This window comes from Pseudomonas sp. SBB6, assembly GCF_024213215.1.
Taxonomy (GTDB): domain Bacteria; phylum Pseudomonadota; class Gammaproteobacteria; order Pseudomonadales; family Pseudomonadaceae; genus Aquipseudomonas; species Aquipseudomonas donghuensis.
Genome location: NZ_JANAVH010000008.1, coordinates 200,862 through 217,196, shown reverse-complemented (window position 1 = coordinate 217,196; position 16,335 = coordinate 200,862). Strand labels below are relative to the sequence as shown.

General features: G+C 62.7%; 17 protein-coding genes. 3 read left to right on the top strand and 14 right to left on the bottom strand.

Annotated elements, in window-relative coordinates; translation table 11 throughout:
* Positions 1-44: 44 nt before the first annotated feature.
* Positions 45-473, bottom strand: coding sequence for a hypothetical protein (locus NLX68_RS17635; RefSeq protein WP_254285034.1), 429 nt, complete (start codon positions 471-473; stop codon positions 45-47).
* Positions 474-678: 205 nt separating this feature from the next.
* On the opposite strand from NLX68_RS17635, the gene NLX68_RS17630 reads away from it, so the two are divergent.
* Both NLX68_RS17630 and NLX68_RS17625 read left to right on the top strand, forming a co-directional pair.
* A complete protein-coding gene (locus tag NLX68_RS17630; RefSeq protein ID WP_254285033.1) occupies positions 679-1,668 on the top strand; it encodes a hypothetical protein in 990 nt (329 codons plus the stop codon).
* Between the two features lie 164 nt (positions 1,669-1,832).
* Complete coding sequence (locus NLX68_RS17625) at positions 1,833-2,165, top strand: hypothetical protein (protein ID WP_254285032.1); 333 nt, start codon at positions 1,833-1,835, stop codon at positions 2,163-2,165.
* Here NLX68_RS17625 and NLX68_RS17620 read toward each other — a convergent pair.
* The 12 genes from NLX68_RS17620 to NLX68_RS17565 all read right to left on the bottom strand — a co-directional run bounded on the left by NLX68_RS17620 (position 2,162) and on the right by NLX68_RS17565 (position 14,534).
* Entirely contained in the window at positions 2,162-2,497 is a 336-nt protein-coding gene (locus NLX68_RS17620; protein WP_026001451.1) for a hypothetical protein, read from the bottom strand. The two genes, NLX68_RS17625 and NLX68_RS17620, sit on opposite strands and share 4 nt — an antisense overlap.
* Positions 2,498-2,559: 62 nt before the next feature.
* The gene (locus NLX68_RS17615; RefSeq protein WP_254285031.1) at positions 2,560-2,853 is read right to left on the bottom strand and encodes a hypothetical protein; all 294 of its coding nucleotides are present in this window, start codon (positions 2,851-2,853) and stop codon (positions 2,560-2,562) included.
* Positions 2,854-2,872: 19 nt separating this feature from the next.
* A complete protein-coding gene (gene yghU, locus NLX68_RS17610; protein WP_100782305.1) occupies positions 2,873-3,712 on the bottom strand; it encodes a glutathione-dependent disulfide-bond oxidoreductase in 840 nt (279 codons plus the stop codon).
* Positions 3,713-3,836: 124 nt separating this feature from the next.
* On the bottom strand, positions 3,837-4,622 hold the full coding sequence (locus tag NLX68_RS17605) for a MipA/OmpV family protein (protein ID WP_254285030.1): 786 nt from the start codon (positions 4,620-4,622) through the stop codon (positions 3,837-3,839).
* A gap of 264 nt (positions 4,623-4,886) precedes the next feature.
* Positions 4,887-5,321: an N-acetyltransferase gene (locus tag NLX68_RS17600; protein WP_254285029.1), complete on the bottom strand. Its 435-nt coding sequence runs from the start codon at positions 5,319-5,321 to the stop codon at positions 4,887-4,889.
* Positions 5,305-8,433, bottom strand: coding sequence for an efflux RND transporter permease subunit (locus tag NLX68_RS17595; RefSeq protein WP_254285028.1), 3,129 nt, complete (start codon positions 8,431-8,433; stop codon positions 5,305-5,307). Before NLX68_RS17595 ends, NLX68_RS17600 begins: the two co-directional genes overlap by 17 nt.
* The gene (locus tag NLX68_RS17590; protein ID WP_254285027.1) at positions 8,430-9,578 is read right to left on the bottom strand and encodes an efflux RND transporter periplasmic adaptor subunit; all 1,149 of its coding nucleotides are present in this window, start codon (positions 9,576-9,578) and stop codon (positions 8,430-8,432) included. Before NLX68_RS17590 ends, NLX68_RS17595 begins: the two co-directional genes overlap by 4 nt.
* Before the next feature lie 80 nt (positions 9,579-9,658).
* A complete protein-coding gene (locus NLX68_RS17585; RefSeq protein WP_254285026.1) occupies positions 9,659-10,258 on the bottom strand; it encodes a TetR/AcrR family transcriptional regulator in 600 nt (199 codons plus the stop codon).
* Between the two features lie 84 nt (positions 10,259-10,342).
* A complete protein-coding gene (locus NLX68_RS17580) occupies positions 10,343-11,458 on the bottom strand; it encodes an agmatine/peptidylarginine deiminase (RefSeq protein ID WP_254285025.1) in 1,116 nt (371 codons plus the stop codon).
* Between the two features lie 24 nt (positions 11,459-11,482).
* Positions 11,483-12,574 carry an extracellular solute-binding protein gene (locus tag NLX68_RS17575; RefSeq protein WP_254285024.1) on the bottom strand — a complete coding sequence of 364 codons (1,092 nt, stop codon included), beginning with the start codon at positions 12,572-12,574 and terminating at the stop codon, positions 11,483-11,485.
* Complete coding sequence (aguB, locus tag NLX68_RS17570; protein ID WP_254285023.1) at positions 12,571-13,476, bottom strand: N-carbamoylputrescine amidase; 906 nt, start codon at positions 13,474-13,476, stop codon at positions 12,571-12,573. The genes NLX68_RS17575 and aguB overlap by 4 nt, the downstream gene beginning before the upstream one ends.
* Positions 13,473-14,534, bottom strand: a complete 1,062-nt coding sequence (locus tag NLX68_RS17565) for an agmatine/peptidylarginine deiminase (protein WP_254285022.1) — start codon at positions 14,532-14,534, stop codon at positions 13,473-13,475. Before NLX68_RS17565 ends, aguB begins: the two co-directional genes overlap by 4 nt.
* A gap of 125 nt (positions 14,535-14,659) precedes the next feature.
* Here NLX68_RS17565 and NLX68_RS17560 point away from each other — a divergent pair, with 125 nt between their 5' ends.
* Positions 14,660-15,553 carry a LysR substrate-binding domain-containing protein gene (locus NLX68_RS17560; protein ID WP_254285021.1) on the top strand — a complete coding sequence of 298 codons (894 nt, stop codon included), beginning with the start codon at positions 14,660-14,662 and terminating at the stop codon, positions 15,551-15,553.
* On the opposite strand, the gene NLX68_RS17555 is transcribed toward NLX68_RS17560, so the two are convergent.
* Positions 15,525-16,199 carry a polysaccharide lyase family 7 protein gene (locus NLX68_RS17555; RefSeq protein WP_254285020.1) on the bottom strand — a complete coding sequence of 225 codons (675 nt, stop codon included), beginning with the start codon at positions 16,197-16,199 and terminating at the stop codon, positions 15,525-15,527. The genes NLX68_RS17560 and NLX68_RS17555 overlap by 29 nt on opposite strands.
* Positions 16,200-16,335: the final 136 nt, after the last annotated feature.

The following is a 16,335-nucleotide window of genomic DNA, read 5'->3' as shown; positions in this document are numbered from 1 at the left end:
CCGGGGCTGGCCGGGCTGGCTCGCATTGTCAGGTGCCAGGTCGCTCATGCGTCGGGTTGAGCGCGCGTCACTGCCGACCTTTGCCCGTTCAGCGCCATGCCCAGCATCACCGCTGCAGTGAGGCCGGGCATCAGGAAAATGTAGATCGTCATGGGGAAGTCACGGCCCAGATAAGCCCAGGGCAACCCCCAGACGATCGTACCCAGGACACCCATGACCAGCAGACGCTTGTGGCGGACTTCGGGCGTTGTGGCCATTGAAATGGCGTAGAGTTTCCAGCATGCCCAGAGGCAGAAAAGCGAAAATGCAATGGGCACCAGCACCACAAGCAGGTTCTCCCAGACAATGGGGGAGGAGCCCAAGGTTCCCGCGAGAAAGTACAAGGCGCCCCAGATAAACACCAGGGTGACGGGCAAAAACCCGGCAAGTGCGCTGACGCTCAAGATGATTCGACGTTTCACAAGGCTGTCCAAGATGTCCCTCCATGGCCCATTGCGGCCAGTATAAGCGCAGCAGGTGGCCTACGGCGTGGTATCTGCCCCTGGTCAACCCGGTTGTAGCGGCAATGCCGGGCAATGCCGGTTATCATCCCCGCCCTGGCTTGGGCCGGCATGGCGCAAGGGTGCCAGTGCGTGGCTGAGCGAGACGCTGTGGTCAATCTGAAGGAGCAGGCAGGTAATGAGTCAAAGCGCAGCATGGAAGCTGATGGTCGGGTCGGGCGTTGGGTTGTGTGTGTTGCTCGCCGTGGCGCTGCTCAAGGACCACAAGGTGGTGCTGGCCGAGCTGCAGTTCCAGGGCGGTGCCCATCCTCGCCACGACGCCACGCAAGTGCACGAGGGGTATTTGCAGGCCATGCAGCATGTGCTGGCCGCGCAACAACTCGACGTGCAACAGCTGCAGCTGGAGCTGGCCCCCCAGCGCAGCGACACGCTGCTGCTGCGCGGTGCCGAGAATGCCCTTGACCCTGCGCAGCGCCAGGGTTTGAGCCGTCAGTTCGAGGCCATCCTGCAGGCGCGCAAGGCCGTGGTTCCCAGCCTGCAACTGACGCTTGATTACAGCCAGGCCAGGCGATTGAATGCAGCGGGGCGGGAAATCGGGCAGGCCCCTGCAAACGTCGTCGCAATGGGGCGCAAGGTGCTGGCGCTGTGGTTCGAGTTTCCGTCAGAGGTGAGCCTCAATACGCTGGTCAGCGACAGCGAGCGGCGTCATGCCTTTGCCGGTAGCCGCACGGTCAATGGCGAGGCAATTTGTCAGGTCGATAGCTTCGTGCAAACGGCATTGCCGTTCATCATCACCCGCTTCAAGGCCGACGGCGCACAGCTGGTGGGCGACATGGACATTCTCACCCACGATCAAATGGCCTTGCGCGTTCCTGCGAGTTTGTACTTTGACGACCGTGACTTGCGGGTGCGCCTCGAGGCCGGTGGGCTCAAGGTCAGCGTGGACAGTCAGATGTCCTATGGCAAGTTTCGTTCGTCCTGGCTGTCGATTGAATTCGGATCGCTCGGCGTGCACCCATACCAGCCTTTCGACCTGGCCGATGCCGGGCGCGAGGGCTTGCGTGAAATGTGCGGCAACTTCGCTTATCAGGCCGGGCGGCCGTTCTCGTTCTTCTACGGCGTAGGCCTGGACCGTCTGGAAACGGTCCGTATTGCGCCAGCCGGTTGAGGCGGGACAAGTGCGGAGTCAGTGCGCGTAGCGTGATAGAATGCACCGCGCACAGCGAATGCCGGCATCAACCTGAAGGCCCTGATAACCCAGGGCCTTTCGCGTTTTTGCGGCGGGCAACAGAACCCTCTACACCTGTTTCATTGAAAGGACTCAGCAACGCCATGTACTTCACCCTGGAATTCTACGACGCCATCACCAGCCAATACTGGACCCCCATCTTCGCTGCCGTGCTGACCTGGATTCTCCTCTGGTTTCGTAGCCAATCCTACGACGGTACCGGCGGCTGGACCCTGGGCCTGATCGTGGTGCCGTGCCTGGTGGCATTCTTCCCCAATGGCTACCACACGGTGTTCAACACCGGTCCGACCTTCTACACCCATGACCGTATTTACGCCCCTGACTACTCGGCGAAGTTCAGCGCCGATGTACTCCTGACGATCGCCGGCATGCTGGTGGGGATGCTCGCACGCAAGGTCGTTATCAGCGTGCGCTAATCGCGAAACTTCACCACCTGCTTGCACGCGGGGCACTCGATCAGCTTCTGGGTGAAGACCTCATGGGGCAGCAACCCCCGGTGCATCAACAGTCCGTCACCAGGCTTGTACAGATGGTGCATGGACTTATTGCATTCCGGGCAGCGCACAAACAGTGCGGTAAAGAAGAACAGGCACAGGCCGGTGATGGCAAAGACGACGTAGGTTTCGAAGTACCGCGTTGCATCACGGTCCAGCAGTACCCAGATCATGTAGAGCCCGCCGCTCCAGATACTGATGTTGAGCACCACTTGCATGGCGATGGCGAGAAAACGGTGCTTGAGGGGTTTCAACAGGATCATCCATGGGTCGAAGGTGGGATTGCTCAGCCTAGGCTAACGCCGCCAAAGCCCGCTCACGGCTGAGGGCTTGCATCACCCCGGGCGAGTCGCTGATGTGTACATAGGTAGTGCTGGCCTTTGTCATCGCGCAGTATCCGATGCACCTGGATCGCCTCCGGGTGGTAGCGGTTGCGGGTGCGGTCACGCAGTACTTCGTAGCTGTCAATGTGGTGGCGGCGCAGCGCTGCCTGGAACTCGCGGTCGACGGCCTCCTGCAGCGTGCGCATGCGGCGAATCGAGAGATAGCCCAGGGCGAAGGTCAGCGCGAAGAAGAACAGCGCCTGCAGCAGTGATGTGTAGTGCTCCATCCTGGAACAGGGTCCCTGATCAGTCGAGATCTTGCGCCGCATGCCGCTCGGGCAGTTGGCTGCTTTCATCGCCCCAGGTGCGGTTGACGCGCAGGCCGCGGACCACCGCCGGGCGCTCGGCAATCGCCTGTGCCCAGCGTTGCACATGGGGGTAGTCCTGCACGCTGAGGAACTCGCCCGCCGAGTACAGCCTGCCCAGCGCCAGTTGACCATACCAGGACCAAACTGCGATGTCAGCGATGCTGTAGCGATCGCCAGCCAGGTACGTGCTTTCAGCCAGGCGGCGGTCGAGCACATCCAGCTGGCGCTTGGTTTCCATGCTGAAGCGGTTGATCGGGTACTCGAGCTTTTCCGGCGCGTAGGCATAGAAGTGACCGAAGCCGCCGCCCAAGTAGGGCGCTGCCCCTATCTGCCAGAACAGCCAGTTCAAGGTCTCGGTGCGACCGGCCGGGTCGCTGGGCAGGAACTCGGCAAATTTTTCCGCCAGGTAGAGCAGGATCGAACCCGACTCGAACACCCGGATCGGCGGCTGCACGCTACGGTCGAGCAGGGCGGGGATCTTCGAGTTGGGGTTGACCTCGACGAAGCCGCTGGAGAACTGCTCGCCTTCGCTGATGCGAATCAGCCAGGCGTCGTACTCGGCACCGGCATGCCCGAGCGCCAGCAGCTCTTCGAGGAGGATGGTGACTTTCACGCCATTGGGCGTGGCCAGGGAGTAAAGCTGCAGCGGCTGCTTGCCCACGGGCAGGGCCTTGTCGTGTGTCGGGCCGGCGACGGGCCGGTTGATGTTGGCAAACTCGCCGCCAGACGGCGCGTCGTGCTGCCAGACCCGAGGCGGGACATAGGGTGCCTTGCTCATGCGATGAACCTCCTGGTGTGCGTGAGCGGCTCATGTTCCGGCCTGGCGCGCGCGGTTGTCAAACAGGGCTGCAGGCACCTCCCGCGGAGCCTGCGGCACAGGCCCCGGGGCACAAGGGGGCGTTCTAGAAGCTGTACTCGAGCACGCTGGCGATGGAGGTTTGCACCCGGCGGTCGACGATCGGGCTGTCACTGACATGCCCGGAAAGGTTCTGTACATCCAGCAGGGTATGCAGGCGGGTATTTTCGCCCAGTGGCAGACTCCAGGTCAGGTTGACGCCCTGGCTGACCAGGCCGCCATGGGTCTTGTGCGCGGCAAAGCGGCTGTTGGCGGCTTGCTGCTCACTGACGCCGTACCAGGTGCGGACGTAGTCGGCGTCACCAAACAGCGCATTGACGTTGCCGGTCAGGCTACCGAAATCACCTTCGTACAACGAGGTGCCGACACTCAACTCGAGGGTCTGGTAGGCGGAGCCGGTGTCTTTGTTACTGTCTTTTTTCAGCGCATGTTCGAACGTGGCGCCGAAGGTCAGCGGCCCCCAGGTGTAGGACCCTTCCATGCCCACCAGGGCACGGGATTTGATCGAGCCCATGCCGCGCAGACGGTCGGAGCCGCGATAGCCTTTCTTGCGGTCTTTGCGTTCGTCGCTGGTGCCGATGTAGGTGCTGAAACTGGCGTCGTGCCATTCCTGTTTCCAGCCCAGGCCTTTTTCCTTGAGGAAGAACCCGTAAGGGCTTTCGATCTCGAAGCCAAGCACTGGTGCCGTAGAGCGTTCATTGCTGCCGCTGTAACGCGGCGCATTGGCCGCGCCGCCTTGCAGGGTAAATTGCCAATCGTCGGCCAATAAGTGCGCTGAAGTGGTTATCAGACAGAAGCCGGTCAATGCAGTATAAATCCGTATTGTCTTCATGGTGGTTTACGAGAGTTTCGTGAACTAAGGATCTTTTATGCTAGGGGGCTTCGTTGTTAGTATCCGTGTGCAGGATGTAAAACTTTGTTAGTGGCAAATTAGTTAATGGCTTTCAAAAATTTCGGGCACAGTCGTGCCGCGCCATACAGTAGGCGATGAATAATAGAAGGGCGGGCGATGTTGATAAGCAGGCAATAACGTTTGCCACAGGGCAGGAGTGTCCAGTTGTGTGCTGGACGTTCTTTCGGGCAGAGGTAATAACGTTTATATCTGCTGTTTACGGGTACGCATGATGTACTCGGGGTGGCCGGTGTGTTGATCCACCGCTTCCGCAATGAGGGTAAAGCCCTGCGCCAGATAAAACTGGACACTGGCGTGATTTTCTTTATACACCGACAGGGTCAATTCTGTTCGTTGCTGCTTGGCGTGGGCAATGAGCGCTTTGCCAATACCTTGGCCTTGGCACGCTGGGCGGACAAAGATCGCCGCCAGGTTATTATCATGCAGTGCATAAAAGCCGATCGTTTTACTATCGTCTTCGGCGACATAAACTTGCGAAGCGGGTAAATAGAGTGTGCGCATGTTGTCGACCTGGCCGCGCCAAACGGCTGGATCGACAAAGTCATGGGCCTGGATCGAGGCCGCTAACCAGATATCCAGAACCGCTTCCATGTCGTTTGCTTCAAATGGTCTGATCATTGTCTGCCTCTGTTCGTTGTAGTTGCGCTGTCGCCCGGTCATGCGCGGTCACGGAGGTGAGTGTGGCCAGGCGCGGGGCCAGCCAATTGTTCAGGTCGTCCATGTAGCTGAAGACCACCGGCACGAAGACCAGGCTGAGCAAGGTTGAGGTCACCAGTCCGCCGATAACCGCAATCGCCATGGGCGCGCGAAAGCCGGCATCGGCGCCGCTGCTGAGAACCGCCGGAATCATACCTGCCACCATGGCGATGGTGGTCATGACAATGGGTCTGGCACGTTCGGCGCCTGATTGCATCAGTGCCAGCTGCCGGGGCATGCCGGCGCGGCGTTTTTCGATGATGAATTCGACCATCAGAATCGAGTTTTTGGTAACGATGCCCATCAGCATCAGCAAGCCGATCACCACCGGCAGGTCGATGGCCGCGCCATACAACAGCAAGCCACCGATGGCACCGCCGACTGCCAGGGGCAGGGAAACGAGGATGGTCAGTGGCTGCAGGAAGTCGCGAAACAGCAGGACCAGCACGGCGAACACCATGAGGATGCCGAAGGTCATTGCCGTAGCGAATTTCTCGAACATTTCATTCATGTACTCGGCATCGCCATACTCCACCTCGCGCACGCCAAGGGGCAGGTGCCGCAAGGCGGGTGTGGCCTGGATCGCTTCCAGTGCCGAACCGAGGGTTATGCCGGCGAGGTCGGCGTCCACCGAGATTCGCCGCAGCCGGTCGAAGCGTTCGATCTTTGTCGGGCCACTGCCGTAGTCGATGTCGGCGACGCTGTGCAGGGCCAGGGTGCCGCCGTTGTCGCTGGCCACCCGCAGGTTGCGCAGGGTGTCGAGGTCGCCTTGCTGCGCCTGGGCAAGTTGCACGCGAATCGGTACTTGCCGGTCGTGGAAGTTGAAGCGCGCTGAATTGGCATTGATATCGCCCACGGTGGCAATCCGCGCCACGGTGCCGATGGCCTGGGCACTGATGCCAGAGCGGGCGGCCTCATCCAGGCGCGGGCGGATCAACAGCTCCGGGCGCGGCAAGGGCTCATTGACCTGGACGTTGGCCAGCCCCTTGATCATGCGCATTTCGCCTTGCAGCGCGTAGGCTGCCTGGGACAGTTGCCGGGCGTCGGCACCGACGAGAATCACCGAGATGTCTCGCGCCGCACTGTCGCTGCGAAAGGCAAAGCGCACATCGGCGAACTCGCCGAGAAGCGGTCGCAGCGAGTGTTCGAAAGCCTTCTGGCTCAGCTCGCGCTGCTCGGGTGGCACCAGGCGCACGAGTAATTGGCCACTGGCGACATCGGTGGCGCCGGAGGCATCTTCGCCGCCGGCGGTGCTGAAGACAAACAGCACCTGCGGCTGCTCGCGCAGTTTCGCCGCCATCTGTTGCAGGGTCCGGTCGGTCTGCGCCAGTGGCGTGCCGGGCGGCAGGGACACATCGATGCGGCTCAGGCTGGTATCGCTGACCGGCATGAACCCCGAAGGCAGCAGCGGTACCAGGGCAAAGGAGGCCAGCAGGAAAGCCGCCGCGATCACCAGGCTCTTGCGCCGATGCGCCAGTGCCCACTGAAGCAGGCGCAGGTAGCGACCGAGCAAGCCGGCGGGCGCCTGCGTAGCATGCTGCTGATGCTCAATCGATTTGGGCTTGAGCAGGTAGGCAGCCATTAGTGGCGTCAGCAGCCGCGCCACCAGCAGCGAGGTCAACACCGCCGCCGACACGGTGATGCCGAAGGGGGTGAAGTACTGGCCGACAAAGCCACCGATAAAACTCACCGGCAGGAACACCGCAACGATGGTCGCGGTAATCGCCACCACGGCAAAGCCGATGGCGTCCGAAGCATCAATGGCGGCCTGGTAGGGGCGCTTGCCCTGATCCAGGTGACGCTCGATGTTCTCGATTTCGACAATCGCATCGTCGACCAGGATGCCGATTACCAGGGTCAGGGCCAGCAAGGTGATGCTGTTGAGGCTGTAGCCGAACCAGGCCATGGCGGCAAAGGTCGGCAGGATCGACAAGGGCAGGGCGATGGCCGCCACCAGGGTCGCGCGCCAGTTGCGCAGGAACAGGAACACCACCAGCACGGTGAGTAGTGCGCCTTCGATCAGGGTCATGATCGCGGCGTTGTAGCTGGCCAGCGTGTAGTCGACCATCGAGGCGACCTGCTGGACCTCGATATCCGGGTGATGTTGCTGCAGGCGCTGTAGTGCCGCCTCTACTCCTGCAGCCACTCGGGTATCGCTGGAACCCTTGGCGCGAAACACGGCAAAGCCGACCACCTGCTCACCGTTCAGGCGCGCCAGGGCGCGCATTTCACCGGCGCCATCGACCACGCTTGCCAGCTCGTTCAAGCGTGCCCAACGTCCGTCTGGCAGGGCGATTGGCGTTTCACTCAAGGCTTGCACGGTCAGGGCGCTGCCCAGGGTGCGTATGGATTGCTCGCTGTCGGCGAGAATCGCCCGCCCGCCGGGCACGTTGCTGTTGCTGTGCAGCAACTGGGTGTTGACCTGGTCGGCCGAGATGCCCAGTGCTTCAAGACGCTCGGGCTTGAGTTCGACCTTGACCTCACGCTCCAGGCCGCCCAGGCGCTGTACTTTTTGTACCCCGGGCACGCCAAGCAGTTCCCGGCCGAGTACGTCATCGACAAACCAGCTCAGGTCCACGGCATTGCGGGCGCTGGATTTGACTGCGTAGTTGAGGATTGCCCCGCCCTCGACATCAATGCGGGTGACCAGCGGTTCTTCGATGGTTTGCGGCAAGTCCGCGCGAATTTGCCCGATAGCGTCGCGGATATCATTGGCGGCGCGGTCGGGGTCGATACCGAGCTGGAACTCCACGGTGGTTACCGAAATGGCATCGGCAATCGTCGAGGTGATGTGGCGGATACCGGCCAGGCCGGACACCGCGCGCTCGACCCGCTGGGTGACCGCATGCTCGAGTTCGCTCGGCGCGGCACCGACCTGGACAACGGCGACGGTAATCACCGGAAAGTCGACCCGCGGGTTGGCGTTGATCGGCAGGTCGATAAAGGAAACCCAGCCGGCCACGGCCAGTACCAGGAACAATACCAGGGTAGGGATGGGCCGCCGAATGGCCCAGGACGACACCGCCAGGCTCATTGTCCTGGCTCCTGCGCCAGGCTGACCACGTCGCCGTCGCGCACGAATGCCGAGGCGCTTGCCACCACTCGCTCACCGCCGGCAAGGCCGCTGCTGACCTGCACCCGCAGGCTGTTGCGCTGGCCGAGGGTCACGCTGCGCACGCTCGCCTGGCCATTGTCATCGAGCACCATGACGGTGGCGCCGCCGTCGTCGGTAAAGGTCACCGCCCGTAACGGAATGACCACCGCAGCGGCGCTGGTGCCGGTTTCAATCCTGCTGCTGGCAAAACTGCCAGCGCGCACCCCGGGCGTTGCCGCGAGGCTGATGCGCACACGCCCGAGCCGGCTGCCAGCATCCACCTTGGGCGCCAGCAAGCGCACCGTGCCGGCGACGCTATCGGGCATTCCTGCGACGTGCACCTGAACCGCGGTACCGACCCGAATCGTCTGCAGGGCGCTTTGCGCCAGCTCGCCATCGAGCTCGAGTTGCCCGTCACGTATCAGCTTGAACAGCGGCTCACTACCGGCCATGGCACCCAAGCGGGCGTGACGTTCGGAAATGATGCCGTTGACCGGGGCAAGGATGTCGGCCTTGTCGCGGCGAGTGCGGGCGTCAGTCAGTTGCGCGATGGCCTGTTGATGTTCGGCCCGCGCGGCAGCCAACGCGGCGGCGCTGGCATGGGCCTGGGCGCGCTGCTGGTCGAGTTGCTGGGCGCTGACCGCGCCGATGCTGCCCAACTCATTGATCCGCACCAGGCTGGCCTGTGCCTCGATATCCAGCGCTTGCTGTTGCCTGATCAGGGCTGCATTACGATTGAGGGTTGCCTCGGCCTGGCGCACCTGGGCGTCGAGGGTATCGGTTTCCAGCTGCGCCAGCAGTTGCCCGGCCACCACCGTGTCGCCTTCTTCGACCAGGACCCTGGCAATGCGTGTGTCTTGCAGCGCGGTACCGATGGACACCTCGTCGCGGGCCACCAGGCTGCCGGTGACGTGGAGGGTCTGGCTCACGGTGCCGGGTTCGGCCAGCACGCTGCTGACCTTGAGCAAGGGCACTTGCGGGGGGGCGATATCCGGTTGTTCGCTGGCAGGCATCACCAGCACCCAGCCAGTCACGAGCAGTAACAGCAGGCCGGGGATCACCAGGCGGGGTTTGTCTCGCAGCACAGATACCATCGCGATCAATCTCGAGTGGGCACATCAACAAGGGAGGCAACAGCGAGTACGACAGGCCGATGTCAGGAGGCTTATGGCTGAATCTGCAGGAACCTGCGGATGATCGTACGCAGTATCGGTTTATGGGCTTTGGCCTTGAAGCCTGGCTCAAGCACGACGCGGCCGATGCCGCCTTCGGTCAGGGCGATCAACCAGGTCGCGGCCATCGATGCATCCAGCGTCGGGTCAATCTGCCCGGCTTCGACCCCGCGCTTGAGCAAGGCCTGGAGATCGGCCTTGACCTTGGCGTCATTGGCGGCAAGCAGGGCTCCGACCTCGGGGTTGCGCAAGGCTTCGGCGGCGACTTCGAGGCTGATCCGGGCATAGGTGGGGTCGCTGCACAACTCCATCATGTCGATGGCGATGTTCTCGATTGCAACGAGGGCGTCCTTGGCCTTGGCGTGGTGGGCGATCAACTCGGCCATGCCATGCTGGTCGTCCTGGGCAATGGCTTCGATGATCGCGTTCTTGCTGGGGAAGTAGTGGAACAGGTTGCCCGGGCTCATGCCCGCAGCGGCGCAGATTTGCGCCGTCGAGGTGGAGTGAAAGCCACTGCGTGCGAAGCACTCGATGGCCGCATCGAGGATCTGCTTGCGTTTGGCGGCGACTTTTCCCGGGTCTACGGTTCTCATGCTCGGCTCATTAATAGACTGACTGATCGATCTATTATTGGCCTACTGCTGCACGCCGTCAAGTGAGCAAGACGGCTGACTGGATTACTGCCGGGTATCGGGCATGTTCTTGCTGATGCAATGAATCCCGCCGCCACCGGCGGCAATCGGATCGATATTGACCTGCTCGATGATCCGCCCCGGGTACAGCTCGCCGAGCAATTGCTTGCAGTGCTGGTCGGCCTGCGGGTCGCCAAACTGCGGGGCAATCACCGCGCCATTGATCGGCAGGTAGTTGATGTAGCCGGCAGCAAACTCCGGGTTGTCGCGGGTGAAGCGGTTGCTGCGCAGTTTGCTTGGCGGTGGCAGCAGGTGCACGGTCAAGGGGCGGCCGTCGGCGTCGGTGGCTTGCTTGAGGATCTCCAGGTGCTTGCGGGTGACCCGGTAATCGTAGGAATCCGGGTCATTGTCGAGGTTGGCGATCACCACCCCTGGCTTGACGAAGCGTGCATAGAAGTCGACATGGGCATCGGTGATGTCCTGGCCCTTGATACCCGGTAGCCAGATGATCTTGCGCAGGCCGAGGTTGGCTTTGAGCTCGGCCTCGACGTCGCTACGGCTCCAGTCGGGGTTGCGGTTGGCGTTGATCCAGCAGCTTTCGGTGATGATCGCCGTGCCGTGGCCATCCACTTCGATGCCGCCGCCTTCGCCGGTCAGCTCGCTTTGCAGGTAGGGCACGCCCAGGGTTTCGCTGAGCGTTGCCGCCACGCGGCTATCGTTGCGGTGGCGTTGCTTGTTGCCCCAGCCGTTGAAGTTGAAGTCCATCAGCGCGCTGTTGCCGTCGTCGTCGATGACAAAGCAGCCGCCGTAGTCGCGGATCCAGATGTCGTCCAGCGCCATCGGCAGGAACTCGATGTTGTCGCTGCCGCATTGCTGGCGCGCCTCAGCCAGGTCTTCGGGGCGGCAGAGAACGCTGACCGGCTGGTAGCGGGCGATGGTTCGGGCCAGTTGCGCGATACAGCTGTTGACCGCGTCCGCCTGGTCTTCCCAGACATTTTCGGCGGCGGCGAAGGCCAGGAAGATCCGCCGCTGGGCCTGGTCTTCTTCGGGCATGAACCAGCGCTGGTCAGCGGCCATGGCCAGGCGCAACGGGCCCAGGCCGAGGCCGGCGATGCCGGCGGCGACTGACAGATGCTTGAGAAAGGTACGACGGGGTGTCATCGGTGTGGCTCTCGTAGTAACGGCTCAATGGGCCGAGGAGGTCTTGAGGGTGGTCCAGGTGCGCATGCGCGCGCGCATGTCTTTCTGGGAAATGTCCTTGCCCGGGATCAGCCGCGCGTAGGTCGCATCGTTGACGTAGATGTCCGGGTTGTCACGCATCTGCGGCTCGACCAGCGGCCGCGCCTTGGCGCTGCAGGTGGGGTAGCCGGTGAAGGAGCTGATGGCGGCCATCTGCTGCGGCTGCATGACGAAGTTGATAAAAGCGTAGGCGTATTCCGGGTGGGCGGCGTCGGCGGGGATGGCCATGCTGTCCATCCAGATGGTCGTGCCTTCCACCGGGATGTGATAGCGGAACTCGACCTTTTTACCGGCGGCATCGGCGGCGCGCTGGGCCTGGATCATGTCGCCGCTGTAACCGAGCGAGATACAGGTTTCGCCATTGACCAGCTGGGTTACCGGCTGCGACTGGAACTTGCGGATGTACGGCTTGATCGCCCCCAGCATCTGGCGGGCGGCGAGCAGGTCGTCGGCCTTGCCGCTGCGCGGGTCCTTGCCCAGGTAGTGGAGCACCACCGCCAGCACCTCGTCGGGAGAATCGATCATCGAAATGCCGCAGTCGGCCAGCAGCGCCGCGTTCTCTGGCTTGAACAACAGGTCGAGGCTGTTGACCGGGGCATTGGCGATGCGCTGCTCGATGGCCGCGCGGTTGTAGGTCAGGCCGATGCTGCCCCAGGTGTAGGGCACGGTGCTCTCGCGCGAGTTGGGGTAGCGCTGGTGCAGGCGCTGCAGGCCGGGCTCGACGTCCGCCAGGTGCTCGAGCTTGCCCGGGTCGAGCTTTTGCAGGGCACCGGCGCGGGCCAGGCGCTCGGCCACGGTGTCGCCGGGGAAGATCAGGTCGTAGCCGCTGTGGCCCGAGAGCAGCTTGGCCTCCAGGGTTTCGCTGCTATCCATGACGTCGTAGATGACCTTGATGCCGGTCTGGGCGGTGAAGTCCTTGAGGGTGTCTTCGGCAAAATAATCCGCCCAGTTGTACAGGCGCAGCACTTTGTCTTCGGCACCGGCCAGGCTGCAGCTCAGGGCCAGGGAAACGGCGATCAGGGTTTTCAGGCTGTTCATGCGCCTTGCCTCCAGGTGGTGTGCGGGTGACGGCCATCCAGGCTCAACAATGCGCCGTACAGGTCCGGGCGGCGGTCGCGATAAATGCCCCAGGTCAAGCGCTCCTCACGCATGTGTGCCAGGTCCAGCTCGGCCAGCAGCACGCAGGTGTTGTCGCGATCCGCTTCGGCCAGCAGGCGGCCCTTGTGGTCGGTGATGAACGAGGAGCCGTAAAAGCGCATGTGCAGGTCGGCATCGCTGCGCGCCACTTCAACGCCGGTACGGTTGGCGGTGATCACCGGGAGGATGTTGGCGGCGGCATGGCCGCGCTGGGTCAGTTGCCAATGGTCGCGTGAGTCCAGCGCCGCGGCGCCGGGTTCGGAGCCGATGGCGGTGGGGAACAGCAGGATTTCTGCGCCCTGCAAGGCCAGGCAGCGAGCGGTCTCGGGGAACCACTGGTCCCAGCAGATGCCCACGCCGAGACGCCCGACGGCGGTGTCCCAGACCTTGAACCCGGTATCGCCGGGGCTGAAGTATTCCTTCTCCTGGTAGCCAATGGCGTTGGGGATGTGGGTCTTGCGATAGACGCCGAGCAAGCGCCCGTCGGCATCGGCCACGGTCAGCGAATTGAAGTAGGCGTTGCCGGCCTGTTCGAACCAGCTCAGCGGCAGCACCACACCCAGTTCTGCGGCCAGGGCGGCAAAGCGCTGCAACAGCGGGCTGTGGTCATAGGGCTCGGCCAGCGCCAGATGGGTGTGGCATTGCTCGATGCAGAAATACGGCGTGGCGAACAGCTCGGGCAAAAGGATCAGCTTGGCACCGGCTGCCGCGGCCTCGCGCACCAACTGCTCGGCGCGGTCGAGGTTGTCGGCCAGGTTCCAGTTGCAGGCCAGTTGCAGGCTGGCGACGGTCAGGGCGCTCATGCGTTGTTCCCCGCCAGTGGCCAGGCCGGTTGCTGCTGGGTGATGCAATGCACGCCGCCACCGCCGTGGGCCAGCTGGTTGATCTGCACCGGGACCACCGTACGGTCGGGGAAGGCCTGTTGCAGGGTGGCGGCGGCCTGCTGGTCGGCGTCGATGCCGTAGGCCGGCATGATCACGGCACCGTTGCACAGGTAGAAGTTGGTGTAGGAGGCGCAGAACACTTCGGCGTCGGTATCGACGGCCGCCGAGGCTTCGTACAGGTCGATCAGCTCGAAGTGTCGGCCACGGGCGTCGGTCGCCCGTTCAAGGGCGCGGCGGTTCTCTTTGGCCACCTGGGCGTAGGTAGAGGTTTGGTCGTGGGTCGCATCGACCAGCAATACGCCCGGTCGGGCGAATGCACAGACGCCGTCGACGTGGCCATCGGTCATGTCGCCGGTGACGTAATCCGGGTCGCCCGGCAGCCAGATGACCTTGTTCACCCCCAGCAGGCGGATGAAGATTTCCTCGATGTCGTTTTTGCTCAGGCCCGGGTTGCGGTTGGGGTTGAGCAGTACCGATTCGGTGGTGATCAGCGTGCCGTCGCCATCGACATGAATGGCGCCGCCTTCGTTGACCAGGAAGCTGCCGAAGCACGGCAGGCCAAGGCCATTGAGCACTCGCCGGGCCAGGCCCTCATCGAGGTCATGGGCCGACTTGGCGCCCCAGGCATTGAAGCGCCAGCTGACCCCGGCCAGGCCCTGTTGCGGGTGGCAGATGAAACTTGGGCCGGAGTCGCGGCACCAGCTGTCGTTGACGGCGATTTCGATCAGCTCGATGTTGGCCGCGCACAGCGCCCGGGCCTGGGCGGCCGCACTGGGGTCGACCACCAGCTTTACCGGCTCGAAGCGGGCGATGGCGTTGGCGACCCGGGCAAAATCGGCCTGCACATTAGCCAGGGTCACGCCCCAGGTCGACTCCCACAGGGCCTGGTTGTGCGGCCAGACCATCCAGGTGGCGGCGTGCCTTGCCCATTCGGCGGGCATGAACCAGCCGTTGTTGTTGGCGCTGTCGTTGTGCATTGCAATAGCCTTCAGTTAAGTAATTGTTTTCAGCAGGATTGCCTGGGTGTCCATGCTATAACTGGGCTTTGCCCCTGAACAAACGATGGATTTTGCCGATATATGATTAGCTGGGCTTATCAATCATGCTGAAACACTGGCCACCTCTCAACACCTTGCGCGGCTTTGAAGCGGCGGCGCGCCTGGGCAGTTTTCACAAGGCCGCCGAAGAGCTGCACCTGACCCAGTCGGCGATCAGCCAGCAGATCCGCAGCCTGGAAAGCTACCTGGAGCAACCGCTGTTCTTTCGCGAAGGGCGCAGCGTATCGCTCACCGATGCCGGCCACGACCTGCTCAGCACCACCCAGGTGATGCTGCAGCAACTGACCGTGGGCATCCGCCGCCTGGAGCAGTACCGCAAGCCCAACCAACTGGTGGTCAACACCACGCCGGCATTTGCCCGGCACTGGCTGGTGCCGCACCTGGGCGACTTTCACCGGCTGTATCCGCAAGTGGACCTGTGGCTGTTCACCAGCGATGAAATCCCTGACATGACCACTCAAACCATCGACGTTGCGGTGCGTGACGACATCAGCGCCCAGGCTGATTGCAGCTTTCGCGTGTTGCTCCAGGATCGGCTGTATCCGGCTTGTCATCCACGCTTGCTGGGCGTCGATGTGCCGCTGCGGACCACCTTGCATGGCGAGCGGGAAATGGACTGGAGCTACTGGCATACCCAGGGTGGCGAGGCGGTCGGGCAAAAGCTGCAGGGCCTGAATTTTTCCGACCCCGGGCAGTTGCTGGACGCTGCCAGCCAGGGCTTGGGCATTGCCCTGGTGAGTGCCTTGCTGGCCGAGCAGGCTCGCGTGCAGGGCAACCTGGTGGCCCTGACCGAGCAGACCGTGCGCGGCCCCAAGTGGGCATGGCTGGTACACCGCAACAGTGAAGGGGAGGCCTTGACTGTGAGCTTCTGCCAATGGCTGGAGCAGCGCCTGGCGGGCAGCTCAGGGCTTAATGGTGACCCAGCGCCAGTGCGCTGATGATGCAGATCGAACCGTCAGTGCTGAGCGTGCTGTCGTTGTAGTCAACCTGGTTGTAAACCCCGCCGTGGAAGTTGAAAGTGCGGCTGTTCCAGCTGGAATCCATCTGCAGCGGGCCGCTGCTGGCGGTGCTGCCGTTGCAGGTGGCGACGAGGGTGACCACGCCTTGGGCAGTGACATCGAGGATGATCTCGAACGCGGCGCCCAGCGGCACATTGGCCAACAGGGTGACGCTGGCCGGGGCGGTTTGGTTGTAGCGCTGGCGAAAGCCGTAGGTGAGTTTGCCCTTGTTCCAGAACACCTTGACCGTCGGGCTGTCGTCGTCTTTGACGTGCAACTGGGAGATCACCACCTTCTGCGCCGAGTTGACCTTGGTCAGGGTCATGGTCTGGTGGTTGTGGTGTTTGACTGCGCTGTTGAGTGACCAGTAGCTGGGCTCTTTCCATTCGCAGCGGGTGCGGTGGGTGCTTTTGCTGGAGGCGCCCTTGGTCGGGGCAGTGAAGCGGACCGAGCCGTCGCTCAAGGTGGCGATGACCTGGGGCAGTTGCTCCAGGGCCTGGGCGCCGGTCAGTTCCAGGGCAGTGGGGTCGGTGCTCGACTTGGCCACCGGAGTGGTGATGGTGAGGCGGTCGATGTTGACGCTCATGGGTTTCTCCTTCCGTCTTGGATGTAGGCCCTCTCTGAATTGAATGTGGGCTTGAGCTAATATTTAGCTTCAAGCTAAAATTTCGTCAATAGCTAAATAAGTTGCGGGCTGCAATTTCTCTGGGAGCTGTTCTCAA

Coding starts and splice junctions, on each gene's coding strand:
- NLX68_RS17625 (WP_254285032.1), top strand. CDS start 1,833: ATGTACTTCACCCTGGAATTCTACGACGCCATCACCAGCCAATACTGG.
- NLX68_RS17615 (WP_254285031.1), bottom strand. CDS start 2,853: ATGGAGCACTACACATCACTGCTGCAGGCGCTGTTCTTCTTCGCGCTG.
- NLX68_RS17595 (WP_254285028.1), bottom strand. CDS start 8,433: ATGAGCCTGGCGGTGTCGTCCTGGGCCATTCGGCGGCCCATCCCTACC.
- NLX68_RS17555 (WP_254285020.1), bottom strand. CDS start 16,199: ATGAGCGTCAACATCGACCGCCTCACCATCACCACTCCGGTGGCCAAG.
- NLX68_RS17560 (WP_254285021.1), top strand. CDS start 14,660: ATGCTGAAACACTGGCCACCTCTCAACACCTTGCGCGGCTTTGAAGCG.
- NLX68_RS17580 (WP_254285025.1), bottom strand. CDS start 11,458: ATGACACCCCGTCGTACCTTTCTCAAGCATCTGTCAGTCGCCGCCGGC.
- NLX68_RS17585 (WP_254285026.1), bottom strand. CDS start 10,258: ATGAGAACCGTAGACCCGGGAAAAGTCGCCGCCAAACGCAAGCAGATC.
- aguB (WP_254285023.1), bottom strand. CDS start 13,476: ATGAGCGCCCTGACCGTCGCCAGCCTGCAACTGGCCTGCAACTGGAAC.
- NLX68_RS17565 (WP_254285022.1), bottom strand. CDS start 14,534: ATGCACAACGACAGCGCCAACAACAACGGCTGGTTCATGCCCGCCGAA.
- NLX68_RS17575 (WP_254285024.1), bottom strand. CDS start 12,574: ATGAACAGCCTGAAAACCCTGATCGCCGTTTCCCTGGCCCTGAGCTGC.
- yghU (WP_100782305.1), bottom strand. CDS start 3,712: ATGAGCAAGGCACCCTATGTCCCGCCTCGGGTCTGGCAGCACGACGCG.
- NLX68_RS17600 (WP_254285029.1), bottom strand. CDS start 5,321: ATGATCAGACCATTTGAAGCAAACGACATGGAAGCGGTTCTGGATATC.
- NLX68_RS17630 (WP_254285033.1), top strand. CDS start 679: ATGAGTCAAAGCGCAGCATGGAAGCTGATGGTCGGGTCGGGCGTTGGG.
- NLX68_RS17605 (WP_254285030.1), bottom strand. CDS start 4,622: ATGAAGACAATACGGATTTATACTGCATTGACCGGCTTCTGTCTGATA.